Annotated in this window: 12 protein-coding genes; 6 read left to right on the top strand and 6 right to left on the bottom strand. The window is 38.6% G+C overall.

What is annotated here, in order from left to right; all coding sequences use genetic code 11:
* Window positions 1-84: 84 nt before the first annotated feature.
* From RMY27_RS29495 to RMY27_RS29485, 3 genes are read right to left on the bottom strand one after another with little or no spacing between them, the layout of a single operon-like run.
* Window positions 85-1,482 (bottom strand): ATP-grasp domain-containing protein, encoded by a 1,398-nt coding sequence (locus RMY27_RS29495; RefSeq protein WP_322668388.1) that lies wholly within the window; start codon window positions 1,480-1,482, stop codon window positions 85-87.
* Window positions 1,483-1,541: 59 nt separating this feature from the next.
* A complete protein-coding gene (locus tag RMY27_RS29490) occupies window positions 1,542-2,375 on the bottom strand; it encodes an O-methyltransferase (RefSeq protein ID WP_322668387.1) in 834 nt (277 codons plus the stop codon).
* Between the two features lie 4 nt (window positions 2,376-2,379).
* Window positions 2,380-3,609 (bottom strand): sedoheptulose 7-phosphate cyclase, encoded by a 1,230-nt coding sequence (locus RMY27_RS29485; protein ID WP_322668386.1) that lies wholly within the window; start codon window positions 3,607-3,609, stop codon window positions 2,380-2,382.
* Window positions 3,610-4,894: 1,285 nt separating this feature from the next.
* On the opposite strand from RMY27_RS29485, the gene RMY27_RS29480 reads away from it, so the two are divergent.
* The 4 genes from RMY27_RS29480 (at window position 4,895) to RMY27_RS29465 (ending at window position 8,881) form a co-directional block, all read left to right on the top strand.
* On the top strand, window positions 4,895-5,023 hold the full coding sequence (locus tag RMY27_RS29480; RefSeq protein ID WP_322668385.1) for a hypothetical protein: 129 nt from the start codon (window positions 4,895-4,897) through the stop codon (window positions 5,021-5,023).
* 40 nt (window positions 5,024-5,063) lie between these two features.
* Window positions 5,064-5,390 (top strand): pentapeptide repeat-containing protein, encoded by a 327-nt coding sequence (locus tag RMY27_RS29475; protein WP_322668384.1) that lies wholly within the window; start codon window positions 5,064-5,066, stop codon window positions 5,388-5,390.
* A 489-nt stretch (window positions 5,391-5,879) separates the two neighbouring features.
* Entirely contained in the window at window positions 5,880-6,371 is a 492-nt protein-coding gene (locus RMY27_RS29470) for a hypothetical protein (RefSeq protein WP_322668383.1), read from the top strand.
* A gap of 1,403 nt (window positions 6,372-7,774) precedes the next feature.
* On the top strand, window positions 7,775-8,881 hold the full coding sequence (locus tag RMY27_RS29465) for a response regulator (RefSeq protein ID WP_322668382.1): 1,107 nt from the start codon (window positions 7,775-7,777) through the stop codon (window positions 8,879-8,881).
* Window positions 8,882-9,128: 247 nt separating this feature from the next.
* On the opposite strand, the gene RMY27_RS29460 is transcribed toward RMY27_RS29465, so the two are convergent.
* The 3 genes from RMY27_RS29460 to RMY27_RS29450 all read right to left on the bottom strand — a co-directional run bounded on the left by RMY27_RS29460 (window position 9,129) and on the right by RMY27_RS29450 (window position 13,576).
* Window positions 9,129-9,296, bottom strand: coding sequence for a hypothetical protein (locus RMY27_RS29460; protein WP_322668381.1), 168 nt, complete (start codon window positions 9,294-9,296; stop codon window positions 9,129-9,131).
* A gap of 73 nt (window positions 9,297-9,369) precedes the next feature.
* On the bottom strand, window positions 9,370-11,955 hold the full coding sequence (locus RMY27_RS29455) for a GAF domain-containing protein (RefSeq protein WP_322668380.1): 2,586 nt from the start codon (window positions 11,953-11,955) through the stop codon (window positions 9,370-9,372).
* Window positions 11,956-12,583: 628 nt separating this feature from the next.
* Window positions 12,584-13,576, bottom strand: a complete 993-nt coding sequence (locus RMY27_RS29450) for a hypothetical protein (RefSeq protein ID WP_322668379.1) — start codon at window positions 13,574-13,576, stop codon at window positions 12,584-12,586.
* A gap of 1,004 nt (window positions 13,577-14,580) precedes the next feature.
* On the opposite strand from RMY27_RS29450, the gene RMY27_RS29440 reads away from it, so the two are divergent.
* Both RMY27_RS29440 and RMY27_RS29435 read left to right on the top strand, forming a co-directional pair.
* Window positions 14,581-15,474 carry a hypothetical protein gene (locus RMY27_RS29440; RefSeq protein WP_322668378.1) on the top strand — a complete coding sequence of 298 codons (894 nt, stop codon included), beginning with the start codon at window positions 14,581-14,583 and terminating at the stop codon, window positions 15,472-15,474.
* Window positions 15,475-15,486: 12 nt separating this feature from the next.
* Complete coding sequence (locus RMY27_RS29435; RefSeq protein WP_322668377.1) at window positions 15,487-16,464, top strand: SDR family NAD(P)-dependent oxidoreductase; 978 nt, start codon at window positions 15,487-15,489, stop codon at window positions 16,462-16,464.
* Window positions 16,465-16,558: the final 94 nt, after the last annotated feature.

The following is a 16,558-nucleotide window of genomic DNA, read 5'->3' as shown; positions in this document are numbered from 1 at the left end:
ACGAATTACGTTAGCGTAGCGTTAGCGAGTCCACGTTCGCTTTTAGCGTCTCGTAGAGAGCGTCATTACGAATTACGAATTATTTTAATCGCCACCTAATTCCACTAGTTTGCCAATATTGAAGTCTATTTTTACCCATCCTTTGAGTTGTTGCAGATTCTTCAGTAACAGTAAAGGAATTTGCCAATGATGCAAAGTCAAAAATGGTATAGGGTCATCAAGACTGTAAATAGCATCAGTGCCCCGCACTAAAGTATTAACCGATGTTTGCAGTTGTTTCCAAGAACGAATACCAGTTAGTCGCCAGATTTCGTGATAGAGGAAGTAACTCGGTTTGCTACTTGCTAGAGGTTCTAGAGGTGCAGCTAGGGGAGTTTCACTAAGATAGGCATCTGCAACACCGGGGTGATTGTAGAACATTGTAATTGCCGAATGGGTACGGGGATTGCATTCAATGGCGTAAACAGTACCGTCTTCAGCTTGGATAAAGTCGAAAGAAACTTGCCCAGTCAGTGCCAAACTCTTGACGAAGTGTTGCACCCATTGACGGATTTGGGGATTTTCGACGTTTTCATAGTTGATTTGAAACGCAGAAGAGTTTGAACAGCAATGCAATCTTAATTCCCCATCGCGCACTGTACTATGTGTGCATAACTCCTTACCAGGAATAAATTCTTGCATAATCCAAGGTTTTTCTGGACTGATGGGTAAACTATTGACAAAGGCTGCTGTTTCTTCTGGGGTGTCGCAGGGAAGTTTGGTTAAATTTAAGCGGCGAACGGAGTCGTAATCAATACTTTTAAGAATATATTTGCGGGTTTCTTGACTAAAATCGAAATTGATAACTTGTTGAGGATCGGTAATTTTAAACGATTTGGGGACAGATAAACCAAGCGATCGCGCCCGATCGGTAAAGGCAAATTTATCATCCAACATTTTGGTTATATCTGGATCGAAGTGGAAAACTTCGCAGTATTCTGATAATACAGGCTTTGCTAAAGAGTCATAATAGCTAGCGACAGGACTGCATACAGGTACGTAAACGTCAACCTTTTCTTTTTTGACGATTTCTACTAGCGCCTGGATATAGCCTTCAGGATCTTCTTGTGGAGCCGGAACCGTATAAAAACGACTTACCGCCTTTGAAAATCTATGACCAGACAACCAGTATTTGTGACCTTCAATCAAAATAACTCTGTGTCCTGCGGCATGGAAAGAGCGAGCAAGTTGCAACGCTTTAGTCATCTTGGCTCCACTTACCAAGATAGTTTGAGGATGAGCAGCTACGACAGCTTTTTTCGTAAACGGCGAGCGCACAATGCCCCACAGCAAAGATATCAATACTATCAAAGCATTGAACGGCAAGGCTATTAGTAATAATGTCAGAGTACCGAGAGTCTTGAATAGAGCTACTACCTTTACGCTAACACCTGTTGATGACGTTGGAGATTGAGGTAGAGATAAAGAAATTGATTGTGCCATAAGTCTTTCCTTTGTGTTTATTGTAGAGACGTTGTATTGCAACGTCTCTACAAACTTCGCTACACCACGCGTCTAATTAGGGTTACACCATCTCGGATGGGTAATAGAACTTGCTCGACACGAGGATCGGCGGCGACAATACGGTTGAACTGAGCGATCGCTTCACCATTAACAGTACGTTGTTCGGGTGGTAGGTAAACTTGTCCCTGCAACAAAGTGTTATCCACACAGATTAACCCGTCGGGAGTCAGTAAGTTACTATCCAAAATGATCTGGAAGTAATCTACATACTCTTTTTTATCTGCATCAATGAAGATCAGATCGAATACTTCTTTTCTCGCAGCCAGCTTGTGGAGTGTCTCTAAGGCAGGTGCTACTTCTACAACGATTTTGTTGCCGTGGGGAGACTCACTAAAGCAAGCTTGAGCAAATTCAGCAACATAAGGATCTACTTCGCAACCGATAAGTTGCCCATCACTTGGTAATGCTTCTGCCATTGCTAAAGCTGAATACCCTGTGAACATTCCTACTTCTAGAACGCGCTTTGCTTTGGTGATATGAACAAACATTTTCAATGTCTGTCCTTCCAAATGTCCTGAGAGCATTTCCTGCTCTAGTTGGCGCACTGTTTCACCATCGCTGAAGCGTTTGCTCCAGTCTTCAATACTTGTTTTTTGCGCTAATGCTGTCAATGCGCTCGATTCGGGGGTGGTGTAATCATCCAAGTAGGGATCTAAACCCGCCGCTAATTGAACTCCCTGCCGCAAAGAATCTAATATCTCTACGGGAATGTTCTTCTCTTCTGCTAATTTTAGGGTTTGCTGTAGCTGCGCTACTAAGATGCTATGTGGCGTTATCGGTCTAGCTGTTTCTCGTCCTAAAACACTCGTCATATCTTCACACCCCTACTAGCTTGCCTTTTTGACTTTCAATGTATGCGTCAACCCCTTCTCCGCCACGAGGGTATTTAGCACAAAGACGTTTGTGTTCAGCTAGGGCAGCATCAAGTTCTTCACGAGTCAGATCGTTAGCAAAGAAGCACTCACCAATCGGACAAGGCATGGCTGCACGTTGTTTGCCATCTCGTGTCAAGCTTATAGACTGAGTAGCATCCCAGAGCAAATCCCCATCCAGTAGAGGATGATCGAGTGATAAACCGATGCGACTCATCAAGTCTAGGATGCGATCGCGCTCTCCTGTTGAAATATAGCCGCGTTGTGCTGCAATGGTTGCAGACAAAGCCATATCTATATTGACTGCATGACCATGATATAGAGGTATTTGAGGTGCTAATTCTAGGGTAGGACTCCAAGTATGACCGTAGGCAATGACGCGATCGAGGTCTAGTTCATGCAAGTTAGGAGTCTCTAACTCCAACATAGTTTTGATTGCCTCGTAGTTGACTTTATGGGCAATCTCTTTAATTTCCGGTGTTGCATTCACGTGTCCAAAGTGAGTGGACAGCAGTTCTTCGCCATATTCGTATAGCAGTTCAAAAACTTCAGAGTTAGACACTACCGCAATTTTTACTAACTCTGCCATTCCATTACGAACTTGAGCCGTTGGCAAGGTTTTCAAGAATGAGAAATCCAGGATTACTTTTAAAGGTGCATGATATGCTCCCAAGCGATTTTTCAACTTGCGATGATTAACTGCTACCTTAATCGCTACACCTGCATCGATCAAACCAATCAACGTAGTAGGAATGCGGATATAGTTGCTCTTGCGACGGTAAGAAGCGCAAGCAAAACCAGCCACATCAGTAACTAGACCACCACCGACAACTAAGACTGGTTCTTTACGAACTAAGCCAAAATCCGAAAAAGCGTCAACAATTTTTTCAAACGTTGCCAGGGTTTTAGCTGGCTCTGTAATGATGATTGGAAATACCGTCAGTTCAATGTCATAGTGTCTAAAATATGACCTGATTTGATCGCCATAAAGTTCATGGACATTGGCATCAATCACAGTCAGACAGCGACCAAATTTTGCATAGCTATCTGCAATTTCTCTGTTTTCAATATCAAATGCACCGTTGACATAGACAAGACTAAAATCAATTTTTTCGTAACCTTGCACGTGAAACGCAGATTCAGTAGCTTCAAATGATGCTTGAACTTTATTCATGTGTGTTGACCTTATTTCAATTACAAAATTGTGAGATTTAGGTAATAATTGCGATTTACCCTAATGTATGCCAGCAAATAACTACGCCTTTCACTCTTTCAGATAAAAGACAGACCAAAATTAGCTTTTAATAAAAAGCTAACGTTTATTGCTGACTGGTAATGTTATTAAACAACATCATTCATTTGAGTAAATTCTATAGATGGGTTAACCTTTAATTCGGCATAACCTCAAGCAAGACAACTTGATCCACTAGCAATATATTGGCATAATACTTGCCTGCTTCTTCTGTGGATTATTGACTTTAATTTTGGGAAATTCATCTGAATTCAGATTTATTCCACTATATTTAAATATAGTGGCTTTCCAACTGTACGATTCCGTAAGAATTCTAGCCGAGACAACTGATTATATAGTTGCTCTCCAAGCTTTAATTTGAGATTAGAACCTTGATTAATCGTTAGTTGGCTGTTTCTTAGCATTAGTCTCAAACCTTATATTACTAAACTCGCTACATTCTATTTGCTTCAGAATAACAGTGGACTTTTAGGAAGTTTAACTGAAGTTTATCTGAGTTTTTATTAACTCCAATATATTTGTCTCTAGCAGCTTTCCAAGCATTAGACTTTACAAAACTTATGTCCTAGTAAACTACTCATATTCTTTATCATTATCTATCTCCAGGCTGACACTTGATATTACAGGCATGATTAATCCTCATCTCGCTGTTTTTTTGCATTAGTCTCAAACCATAAAATGGCTCAAAACAAAAATGACTTACTGCATTCTATTCAGAATAGCAGTAGAGTACTTCCTTATTAAGTCAATTTAGTGTTCAGTATTTGACATACTTACCTCAGCAACTCCTGAAAATTCAGAATTTAAATATATCTGAGTTACTAGTAACAAAATTTTAACTTTTTTAAGGAACAGTTGTGTGTGTTAAAGGTTTCCAAGTTTGCTTAAATTGCTTTCTTAGTCCTAAATTAAGCCTTTTCAGGCTAAACTAGCAAATAGTTTACTAGTTGGTTACTGAAAAGTTCAACACAAATCATAACATTACATTAATACAAATCATAACATTTGTAAATATATTTAAGTCAATCCACCATACGAAGGGTACTGGATAACCAGACATCGACAAAAAGATATGTCTGAAGATAGATATTTTATACAACAAGATATTTTGTGCAGAATCTATACTAAGAAACATTTGGTGAATTTAATTATGCGTTGCGTTGCCCGAAATCGGTCGCTTTGTCGGTTCTAGATGCACATACATACAATGTTTCACCTTCGTGGACATAGTTCACGGGTAAAAGATCGCAGTTTAGCGGATGAAATCAACAGTACACTAATTCACACAGATAGCAAAATATTGCCACAATATGCGATCGCAACTGGTATAGTTTAAGAAATCATGGAACACACGCTGTGTTTGTATCATATCTGCGTTGAAAACTGACGAGGCTGACTTGAGTGGAGCTAATCTGAGCGGGGCTAACTTAAGTCGAGCTAATCTATTGGCGGCTAATTTGAGTGAGGCTAATTTGAGTTGGGCTAATCTTAGTTATGCTAAATTGAGTCTGACTAGTTTTATTGGTACTAATTTGGAGGGTGCTAATGTGACTGATGCTGACATAGTTGGCGTCAGATTTGAAAATGCCAACCTCAAAGGGTCTTACCTTAGTGATTTCGGCTATATAAACAATGCGTTGTTCCAAAATACTATTGTGGGTGATAGTAGGATTATCGTCGGCCCAGAGATAATTCATGGATGAATATTCTTGGTTACTCTATCAGCCAATAGGAAGCTAATCAAATAAGAATTTTTATACAGCTGTTTTCAAGTAGATGAGGTACAAAATAACTGAAGTGTCTGCTTCAACATCCGATATTGCTTGACAAGTTAATTTCGATAGAAAAAATTGAGTATTTCTAAGCAGACAAAACCTATTTAATATCATGTCCGTATAATTAGTTATGATTTCCACAGTCATTGCACCCCACCCCCAGCCCCTCCCCGCAGGCGGGGAGGGGAGACAAAGCATAGCTTTGGCGGGGTGGGGTTCTTCGGGTTTAATAAGCAATCAAGCGGACATGATATAAATTACTTTTTATAAAAACTTAAGATTTCTTAACTTAGTTTAAATAATCTTGGTATTGGCTTCAGAATATAAGAGCATCGCTTTGTAAAGGTTAGTTGATATTAGTTGTCAAACCGCTGGTGAAGTTAGAAACTAAAGAAATACAACACACGCAATTATTTTATGACTGCTATTTCTAACCTAGAATTCAAACGACCAATTTGGCAAACCGCGATCATATTGACCTTGGGCTTTTGGCTCAGTGCTAGTCTAGTTTTAGACTGGGTAATTATGCCTAGCCTTTATCTTTCTGGGATGATGAGTCAAGCTGGTTTTACGACAGCAGGCTATACGATTTTTTGGAACTTCAATCGGATGGAATTATTATCAGCTGCTGTAGTCCTGACTGGGACACTAGCTTTAAGCAAAACCCGATATCACTGGAGTATTGGCAGTATTGTTTTATCTGTACTGCTGCTAACTATAGCTGTCCTTGACACCTATTTCTTAACTCCGCAGATGTGCGCTATAGGAGTTCAACTCAACCTATTTGAAGCTGCTGCTGCTATTCCGTCGACAATGAATTTACTACACGCTAGTTATTGGGTACTGGAAGTAGTGAAGCTGGTAGCTGGTGGTACACTTTTAAGCTGGTGCTGGCGGGAGCAATTTTAAGTAGATGGAGAAGTATAACGGTGAGAGTTTCCACTTATAAATCTCACGCCAAAGACGCAAAGAAATTCTTTGCGTCTTTTTGCTACATATATCTTATGAGTTAATGAATGTGATGTTTACGACGGGCTACACTTATGCGTACAATTTCGTGTTTATGTTTGTGATTTTTCAAACTTGGGATTTTTTGGATAAATTCCTACCATAAAAATGATTCAGTTTTTTATAATGTAATTCAATAAGCAGACATATAATTATCTTTTACTATACATTTTCAGCTTTCCCGGACATTTAAACAAATAAATATTTATAACAATTTTCTGGAAAATGATATCAATTAGTTTTCATGTTTAATTTACTGATTTATCATGAAGTTTACATATTTCTGCTAACTTTTTTTGAAAATTATAGTAACCTAAGTTTTAGTGAGTATGTTACTTGTTATCTACCATCTAGCTGAAAACAGCTATTTTGCAGGTATCTACTACTAATCAAGAATTGTTCTGTAGTTCTTGAATTTGTCACTCCAATTTGTGCAGGATGACTATTTAGCCCCACATAACATTAGAACCCGTTTCCAGTACTTATGAAGAGATTCCCTTCTGCTGATTTGGTCGCCTGTGCATCTCACCACACACCATCATGGCGACAATTATCAGCAAGCTCATTCTTGGCCGGAAGTTTGCCATTCTCTTGTGCAAGTGATAATTTTGCCGAATCCCGACACTAAGAGTTGCTCTACAATCACAAACTTAAGTAAGATATTGAACTTTTGGAATGCTTAGTTTTCAATAATACTTTTTCTCTTATGAAGTTATCCTCAAGAATAAACTTCTTGAAAAAGTACCCAATGACTTTCGTCACGGATATAAAAACATACTTTCTCAGCGCGGACTTAATGCCTACAAGCCTTGATGGGGAAGCATTTACGTTTACATTAAAGTAAATTTAGGTTGCTCCAGACTTTAGGATTAGGGACAAAAAACTTTTGCAAGAGAACTAAAGTATCTATAATTTTAGGCTACAAAATACGGATAACAATGATACTTTTGTGACTGATGGGCGAGAGCCAATGGTCTTTGTGTGGCACTTGAGTTACTGTTAGATTGGCTAGATTAGTTAAAGATACAGAAAACCAATCTAATTTTTGAAATACTATATCCTGGCAACTAGTCGGGCAATTTTGCTATTGGTCAGTAGCATGAATTGGTTTAGTTGTAAGTTGTGGATTATAGCTTAACAGAGATTGGGGAACTAAGAGTTGGGGGGTGTGGAATCTCTGTACTAACTCAAATATGACCGCTATATTTATCTGAAAAGTGCTTCCAAGAAAGTCACGGTGAATTCCGAAAAGGTAATTCACTAATTTTACCTGCAAATATTAATTTTATTCCAGAGCGATCGCAATGAAAACACTTCCGATTAGTAGATACAGATTTTTTCAAAAGCTCCAGCCCCTAACTTTGTTGAAAAAAATCACTGGTAAGTCGGTTACTGGGTGTTTACAGGTGTTTAGCACATCAGGCTCTTGGTCAATATATGTAGATGAAGGGAAATTAATTTATGCCAGCTACTCAGAGAAAATGTTTGAGCCGCTTTACAGAAATTTGCAACGCTTGAGTCAGCAAATTTCTACTCTCCCTGACGGAATCAAAGACCAGTTGCGGGCGATATTTGAAACTGGTATTGAAAATCAGGCAATACCGAACCCAGATTATCTGGCGATTTGTTGGTTAGTTAATCAGAAATATATTAGTTCTTCTCAAGCAGCAATGCTGATAGAGCAATTGGCGCTAGAAGTTATAGAGTCATTTCTGAATTTAGAGGAGGGAAGTTATGAATTTATTCCTGAGAGCTTTCTGGATGATATGCCAAAGTTTTGTCATCTAAATGTTCGTTTATTAGTTGAACGGTGTTTAACGCCCCGAAATGTTCGCGTTAGCGTCTCTGAAACAGATGCGGTTTATCGTCAAACATCACAAAATTATCAATCACATACCTCACAATTTTTCCAAATAAATGAGCTACAATCTAAAGCCAAAACTACGCCAAAGTTGCCTAAAATACACGGATCTAAACCAGCAGCCTACTCGATTAATACCCATGAATACAGAGGTCAGCAAATAATCCAACCGCCTGCTGACAGAAAAATCTACACAATCTTGTGTATTGATGACAGTCCTACGGTATTGAATGTTATTAAAAGTTATTTAGATGAGCAGACTTTTTCTGTTATCGGAGTCACTGATTCCTTAAAAGCTCTAATGCAGATTATCCGGATAAAACCCGACATAATTTTGTTGGATATATCAATGCCTAATCTCGATGGGTATGAACTCTGCTCTTTGCTGCGTAAACACTCATATTTTAAAAATACACCTGTGATTATGGTGTCAGAAAAAGTAGGATTTCTAGATAGAGCTAAAGCTAAGATGGTGAGAGCATCAGGCTATTTAACTAAGCCTTTTAAACAAGGAGATTTACTAAAAGTTATTTTTCAACATATTGTTTAATTTCCTAATATAGCAAGTCACTTCATTTAAACAGCCTATTATTTTAGATATTTAAGGTTGAATATTATCTGCTTCCCTATCATTATAGTTATAGAATATTATCTAAGTGAGTTAAATTTAATTAGTCATTCTCTCCTAAGAAATAAGCCAGGAGGCAGAAGGAAAGAAGATTTGACTTGTTTCTTCCATCTATAACGGAAGCAAGCGCGTCCGTAAACAGCTTATATCATGTCCAGCTAAATACTTGTCATTTGTCATTACGATCGCAGCGATCACGGAGTAAAGTAATCGCATCCGAAGTGATTGCAACTCTTAGAGACGCTTTGCGAACGTTCCACTCTGTTCCACTCGCAATGACATATTGTATAGCAAAGTGCTGAGTGCTGAGTGCTGAGTAAGAACCCGGTCGTTTCAAGCCTTTGAGCAATCAACACTGTCCTAACCTATGTGACTACGGCTATAAGTGATTAACCTAAAAGTTGGTAGGTTTATTTTTCCTGAAATGTCCAGACTCCTTCATCCCAATCTGATTCTGTTGGGGGTGATTGTAACCAATGCTGACAACGCAACAGATGCAACATAGCAGCTTTGTCCTGGCTGTCTGCTGCCAAAACTAGAGCAAATTCAGCTCTAGCACGGTTAAAATCGCGTTTGAGGTAATATTCGCGTCCTTTGTGATAATGCTCAATCACCTGCAATTTTTCGCTTTCAATTGGATTGGAACGCAAACCCAGTAATTCATATATGGCTACTGGTTCGTTTCTACCTTTGACACGAATGTAATCTAGTTCCCTAGCCCAAATATTATCTTGGCAAGGTTTAAAAGTGTTATGGCTAATAATAATATCGCAACCATACTGTTTACTAACACTTTCTAATCGGGAGCCAAGATTAACGCCATCACCAATGGCGGTAAATTCCATCCGTTTACTAGAGCCAATATTCCCACTAATCACGGTATCTGAGTTAATGCCAATGCCAATTTTAATTCTGGGCTTATCATCTGTATGGCGACGTTGATTAAATTCGTGCAAGCGATCGCGCATTTCTAAGGATGTTTGTACTGCCATCCAAGCGTGTTCTTCTAATGGTAGAGGAGAACCAAATACAGCCATGATGGCATCGCCGATATATTTGTCAAGAGTGCCTTTATGTTTAAAAACTGCCTCCACCATTGATTCAAAATATTCATTGAGCATACTCACCACTTCTTCTGCTTCCAAGTTTTCTGTTAGTGTGGTGTAGCCGCGAATATCGGAAAATAAAATCGAAACTTCTTTGCGATCGCCTCCTAGTTTAGCGTCATCTAATTTCAGCAATTCTTCTGCTAATTCCTGGGTCATGTAGCGGTACATCGTACTCTTGAGCCGCTTTTCATCACTAATATCTTCCATCACCACCAGCGCCCCACGGACTTGCTCTTGGTCGCTAGCATCGGCAATAGTGTTAATCGATAAATTAATACTATGTTGTTCTGTACCAGTGCTGAGAAGTGTGCGATCGGGGTAATATTGCTGGCGACCTTTTAAGTCAACTGCATGTAAAGCATCCTGATACCACTTGCTAAAGTCGCCTTCTTTGATGCCAATGACATCATTAACTAATTTACCTTCTAAACGGTCATCTACTCCCAGTCCTAGCAAACGTTGGGCGCTTTCATTGGCGGCGATAATTAACCCAGTTTTATCAGTGGAAACCACTCCATTGGAAAGACTACGCAGAATATCCCGTTGCATTTGTTCTTGTTGCTTGACTGTGGCAAACAACTGGGCGTTTTGCAACGCGACTCCCGCTTGAATATTAAAAGCTTCCATGAACTCTTCATCGTTGCGGTCAAAGCTAGCTTGGAAGCAGTCGGGAGCTTTTGGCCAATCAGCTGGATTATAAGGGGGAAAATCCCCGGATTTCTTTTTATTTACGAGTTGGGTAACGCCAATCAGTTGTTGATCGGCATTAAATACTGGCATACAAAGCAAGCTACAGGTGCGATAGCCATTTTGCTGGTCTAGTTTTTGGGCTGTCTCTGAGTCAGGATCGTAGTATAAATCAAAGCCAATATTCAGTTTCTTGCCAGAAGCCGCTACTATCCCAGCAAAGCCTTTACCTACAGGGACTCGTAACTCTTTTGTTGAACCATCATCCTGAGTGATTTTCGTCCACAATTCATGGCGATCGCGATCTATTAACCATAGTGTACTGCGATCGGCATTCATCAGTTCCTTGGCTTCATCCATTACCCGTTTGAGGGTGTCTTCTAAGTCAAGACTGCTTTGAGAGAGAGACTTGATTGCCTTCATCAACGCCGCCACTGCTCTTTGTTTTTGGGTGGCTACATAAAAAGAGCGCGAAGACTCTAAAATCAGGCGAATCGAAGGGGCAAATTCTTGAAATAATTGTTCGTCGGCAGAAGTAAAACCTTTGGTATCAATGCGCTCTGCAAGTGGAGCATCGTGATTATTTACAGATTTTAATTTATTCAGTAATTGTACTACTGCAACTAATTGCCCATGTTCATTTAAGAGTGGCAAAGCTAACATGGTGTAGGTGCGATAGCCAGTTCTCTTTTCTTGCTCTTGGGCAAAATGCGATCGCGGATCGTTATAAAAATCAAAGGGAATATTAATAACTTCTTTAAAAGTGGCGACTTCACCACCAATACCTTTATTAGCGGGGATGCGAATTTCTAAAGAGCGACCGCCCTCACCCTCAGCTAGAATTGACCAAAGTTCTTGTTTTTCTTCATCCAATAAAAATATCGTCGTCCGGTCTGCCCCCAGTAATTCCCCGGTTTTCAAGGTAATCGAATGCAACATTTCTTGCAGAATGGTTTCAAACCCTTGAGAATCAAGCATTGATAGGGTTTGATGAACAATCTGTAATTTTTGCTCGACATCCTTAACGACCTGTTTAAAAGTATCCTGAGTCAGGGGAGCAAGAAACGTAGAAAAAGTTCCTTGTCTTGTGGCAAGAGCACCCACAGGAGCAGATTTTGCTGGTAATTCGAGGTTTTCTTGGTTGTGAACACCAATAATCAAATCGGTGGTCTCCCCACAACTTCCTTGATACGCTGACATAACTGGTATTTTATATAACAGAATGAGGTTTTAGATTTAACAATGAGATTAAATTTATGTAAGTGGTGTTAAAAGCAACAATTGCTTGACATTATCCATAGTTTAATCGCTTGTTTAGCCAGCGTCATCCTGTGAATAAACGCTCAAGCTGATTACCAACAAGCATGGCTTGAGCAAAACCCCTTCCCCTTGGTGGATACAGATGATAAATAGAGGGTCAGACCCCTCATATAAACGAGAAAACAATGTTTTCCGTAGAGGACTGATTGTTAGTGTTGCGTTGTAAGTTTTTGCAAGGGCACACTAATGAGCATTGCTGTATCCGTAAGATATAGTCGATTTATCTGAAAAATGCTGTATTTTATAAGTAATTATACGGTTATTGTATGACCTCTGGCTCAACTGCGATCGCTTCCTATCGCAGATATATATGTCAGCCGGAAAAAGAAGTGCTGAGTAAAAAATAATAGTACAGGTCGGCGGTAATAAACCACTCTATTTGTCTGTTGTGATGCCTGTATCCGACTACCAGAGCAAACGCATCTTATTTCCTAATAAAAACTAAACATATAAAAGCACATTTTTGCATCGATGTTTTTGGTCTAGTCGCTCCCTTGTTTACATAAAATCATTCAGAATCAGAACTCGAAAAAGGATTTGTACAATAGAAAGAATAAGGATTATCATAATCACGATAGTGAGGTACTGTAAACTTATTATTATCTTCAGAAGCTTTTATTCGGCAATATGGTTCTAAATTGAGGTCTATCATATAATCGTTACCACCTCCTAAAGAAGGTTTAACTTCTTTGGTTTTTTTTGAAACTGAAAAATGACAAACCCATCGATGTACTGGATAAGCATGTGGTTTGTTTGTTAAAATCTCAGCCCTTCCTGGTTTTATAGTATCTCCTTTACTCTTGTCAAAAAGAGAGTTATTTTTAGCATATTTTTCCATTTGCACTACTATAGTACTGTGCTTACATACTTCGTTTATTTCCATTTTTTTATCAGCACCTTTTTTATTGTACTCTTCATTAATGTATTCACCAAAAACAGGCGTATATCTCAAATAAACTTCCCTTTTAGATATATTTTTATTTTCATCTTCTATTGAGTATTCACAACTAAATGGTAACAAATTCACATTCTTACTATCCTCGAACGCTTTATAAGAACCAGTTACAGTACCTGATTTTTTCTTTATTTCTAATTCTTCTTCTATCAGTTTTATGGTTTCTTGACATATTTTATTTTGGTAAGTAGAATCGGAAATTCTATTGATTATAAAATTTTGATACAAATTTCCACTAGTTAAGAATACAATCAAAAATATTAATGAATTAGCAATAAAAGGATGATTACTTAAAAAATGTGCAAAAAATGTACTATTTATAAACTTAAAATAAGGAGAGTTAGGAAAAATACTATTAAATAAGTTATAAAAAACATTACTTTGCTTAGAAGTATTCGGGTCTGATGTATTAGAAGTATTTGGGTCTGATGTATTAAAAGAACTTGGGTCTGGTGTATTAGAAGAATTTTGGTCTGGTGTATTGGAAGAACTTGGGACTGGTGTATTAGAAGAATTCGGGACTGGTTTCTTAGGTGTATTGGACATAACGTTAATTTTTAATTATTTGGATAGGTTTTTAATTTAACTTTAAACATTGAAAATAAAAAAAATTTACTCTAGTTATCAGAAGTAATCTTCATGCAAATACATTGAGTCTAATGACGACCCATTTGGTTAAAATCCTTATCTGCTTTAATACAATCTATCTTTCTTGACTCATTGTAAGTGCCATCAATCATATCGATTCGGCAGTTATTAAACTCGTGATTTTAAGTCACAGTAATTTCTTGTTCGTTGTAATAGTTTTGACTATTCAGAGTTGAATACAAATCCTAAATGGTTTATTACGTTTTGCGAGGAAAAAATCTATCTTAGGGAATAGTGAGAAAGAGAGACCATTTATACAGTAAATTTTTAAGCGGCTAGACGATGTAGGATAATGCGAGCCATAACGACATATATAGTAGCCTTACTCATTTCACAAAGGCGTTCGTAATGCTTGCTGAGACGATGATACTGATTGAGCCAGTATCTGTAAACTGTTGAACTGGGTGGGAAGTCTCCAGGAAGCATATTAGACTTCTTGGCATTTGTCGGGGTAAAGGGGAAGGTGGGGCCCCTGAAGGGGATAAGGGGCAGGGGAAAAGGGTAAAGAAACTCAAAATCCTTTCCCTTTAACCTTTTTCCTTTTCCCTAAGAGTGCAAAAATATATTTTTGCAAGAGATTTATTCTATGTACATACACTGTCTTCAAAGTATCCTATCTTTGCGATTTCCCTTAACCCACCACCTTTATATTTACTTTATAAATAGCCTTTAAGGACTAAAGTCCTTACTACCAACTGCTTATCAATCAATTTAGTATTGACAGAGTACTACTAGCTCATAGATATTTATTTTTATACGGATAGAGTTAATTAAAAATATTAAGCACAATATTATCTCAGCCAAACATAAATATAAAATCAGATTCAATCTTTGAATTTAACCCATATATTACATGGGCTAGAACATTCACCCTATTATTGGAAATCTACAGGATTATTTTAATGAAAAAATTAAATACTCAAGTATTTTTAGGCTTGATAGGTGCATTTTTGGCAGTCGGATACTCCAGTTTGCTGGCTAGAGAAATTCCCATACAGAGTACATCAAACCTGAGAAAGGATTTATTAGCACAGTCAGAAACTAACCCGAATGTCAATGAGTATCTGGAGAAAAATAAACCAGAAAGTTATAACGCTCTGAAAAGGCAGTTAGATGCAGCGATTGAGGATGCAAAAAGACCGAGTGAACATAAAGTAGTAAAAAACCTTTGGCCATTGTCAAAAACTAATCCTCAAATAAAGTGGAGAGAAAATAACGGCAAAATTGAATATCTGATGGCGAGTTGGAAATATGTCAAAAACCCAACTGAGGATTGGAAAGTAGGTACAAAAAAAAGCATAGAAGCACGGACTTGGTTAACAGCTGTTCCTCAAGTTAAAGAATTTTGTCAAAATTGTAAGGGAATCGGTATAAATATTCCCGGTAATATTATGCTTTCTCTGAGGTTACAGCAGTATTTAGGCTTAATTTTAAATAGAAATTCAAATAAGACGCATTTTGTAGAAATGTGGGTGAAAGCTGAAGATTTAAGTAGACCATGTGTCGATCCAGAAATTAATGATTCTAGTTGTAATGTTTTTGAGATTCCGATTCCTGCTAGTTATCCAATTTTGCAAGAGATATATACAACTTCTTATGCAATTGCTAACCAAGAACATTATCCTTGGACAGGTTTAGGCTACACCTATGATTGGGGAAATCCCAAAAAACCTCGTGAAGGAGCTAGTGAGTTTCTGATTGACGGAACTAAAGAAAAACCGATAGAAGTAGAAGTTGTTTCAGTCACAGCGACGAAAGAATATTGTAATAATCAATATTTAACGCTAAAAGATTAGAAATGAGCGCTCATGAAACATCTTGAAGGTAAAGTGGCTTTAGTAACTGGTGCTACGCGGGGAATTGGTAGGGGAATTGCCATTGGCCTTGGTGAAGCAGGTGCAACTATATACATTACGGGTCGCAGCCTCAACAACTCCTCCAGTGATGGGGTTTCAGGAAGCCTTAGTGAAACGAAATCAGCCATTGAGGAAGTCGGTGGTGTATGCATTCCCGTCCAAGTAGACCACAGCGACGATGAGCAGGTGCGTTTGCTTTTCGATCGCATTCAAGATGAGCAGAATGGCCAACTCGACCTACTGGTAAATAATGCTTACTCAGGAGTTCAGGCATTAAAAGACGCTCAGGGACAGCCTTTTTGGGATTCTGAACCAAGTCTTTGGGATGCTAGCAACAACGTTGGCCTTCGGAGCCACTATGTTGCAAGTGTTTTTGCGGCTCGGATGATGACTAAGCGTAAGTCTGGACTCATTTGCACCATTTCCTCGTGGGGTAGTGTGTTTTATCTATTTAATACAGTTTATGGTGTTGGTAAAGCAGCTTGCGATCGCCTAGCTGCTAATATGGCTGTTGAGTTAAAGCCTCATAACGTCACTTCTGTTTCAATTTGGCCGGGTATTGTTGGTACTGAGCTTTTTTCCAGTTTTGCTTCGGAAATGAATCAAACTAATGCTACTGACCAGAAAAACTCATTTTTAAGCGATCGCTACAACTGGGAAACTCCCTTATTTACTGGACGAGCGATCGCTGCACTTGCTGGTGAGCCAAATATAATCCGCCGTACAGGACGCGTGCAGATTGTTGCCGAATTAGCTAAAAAATATAATCTTGTAGATGAAAATGGCGATCAGCCTGCATCATTACGCTCTCTGCGTTTTGTACTACCGGCTGCATTGCCTATACTGAGAAAGTACTCATGGCTCATACCTGATATTAAACTGCCGTGGTCACTGCTATTATTAAATGCCCTCGATTCGCCTAAAATTTAATAGGTATTGGGCATGGGGCATTGGGTATTGGAGCAAGTAGAGTTTTTATAGTTGTTCACGAATATCAAAGACTCGTCTGCGAATATCAAAGACT

The sequence above is a fragment of the Nostoc sp. DedQUE09 genome, assembly GCF_034530915.1.
GTDB lineage: Bacteria > Cyanobacteriota > Cyanobacteriia > Cyanobacteriales > Nostocaceae > Nostoc.
Note: the sequence above shows the minus strand (reverse complement) of the source record. Positions and strands in the feature narration are given on the sequence as shown.

What these genes read in the sequence shown, in the direction of transcription:
- RMY27_RS29470 (WP_322668383.1), top strand. Translation starts at nt 5,880, where the DNA reads ATGACTGCTATTTCTAACCTAGAATTCAAACGACCAATTTGGCAAACC.
- RMY27_RS29450 (WP_322668379.1), bottom strand. Translation starts at nt 13,576, where the DNA reads ATGTCCAATACACCTAAGAAACCAGTCCCGAATTCTTCTAATACACCA.
- RMY27_RS29465 (WP_322668382.1), top strand. Translation starts at nt 7,775, where the DNA reads ATGAAAACACTTCCGATTAGTAGATACAGATTTTTTCAAAAGCTCCAG.
- RMY27_RS29480 (WP_322668385.1), top strand. Translation starts at nt 4,895, where the DNA reads ATGTTTCACCTTCGTGGACATAGTTCACGGGTAAAAGATCGCAGTTTA.
- RMY27_RS29440 (WP_322668378.1), top strand. Translation starts at nt 14,581, where the DNA reads ATGAAAAAATTAAATACTCAAGTATTTTTAGGCTTGATAGGTGCATTT.
- RMY27_RS29495 (WP_322668388.1), bottom strand. Translation starts at nt 1,482, where the DNA reads ATGGCACAATCAATTTCTTTATCTCTACCTCAATCTCCAACGTCATCA.
- RMY27_RS29490 (WP_322668387.1), bottom strand. Translation starts at nt 2,375, where the DNA reads ATGACGAGTGTTTTAGGACGAGAAACAGCTAGACCGATAACGCCACAT.
- RMY27_RS29435 (WP_322668377.1), top strand. Translation starts at nt 15,487, where the DNA reads ATGAAACATCTTGAAGGTAAAGTGGCTTTAGTAACTGGTGCTACGCGG.
- RMY27_RS29455 (WP_322668380.1), bottom strand. Translation starts at nt 11,955, where the DNA reads ATGTCAGCGTATCAAGGAAGTTGTGGGGAGACCACCGATTTGATTATT.
- RMY27_RS29485 (WP_322668386.1), bottom strand. Translation starts at nt 3,609, where the DNA reads ATGAATAAAGTTCAAGCATCATTTGAAGCTACTGAATCTGCGTTTCAC.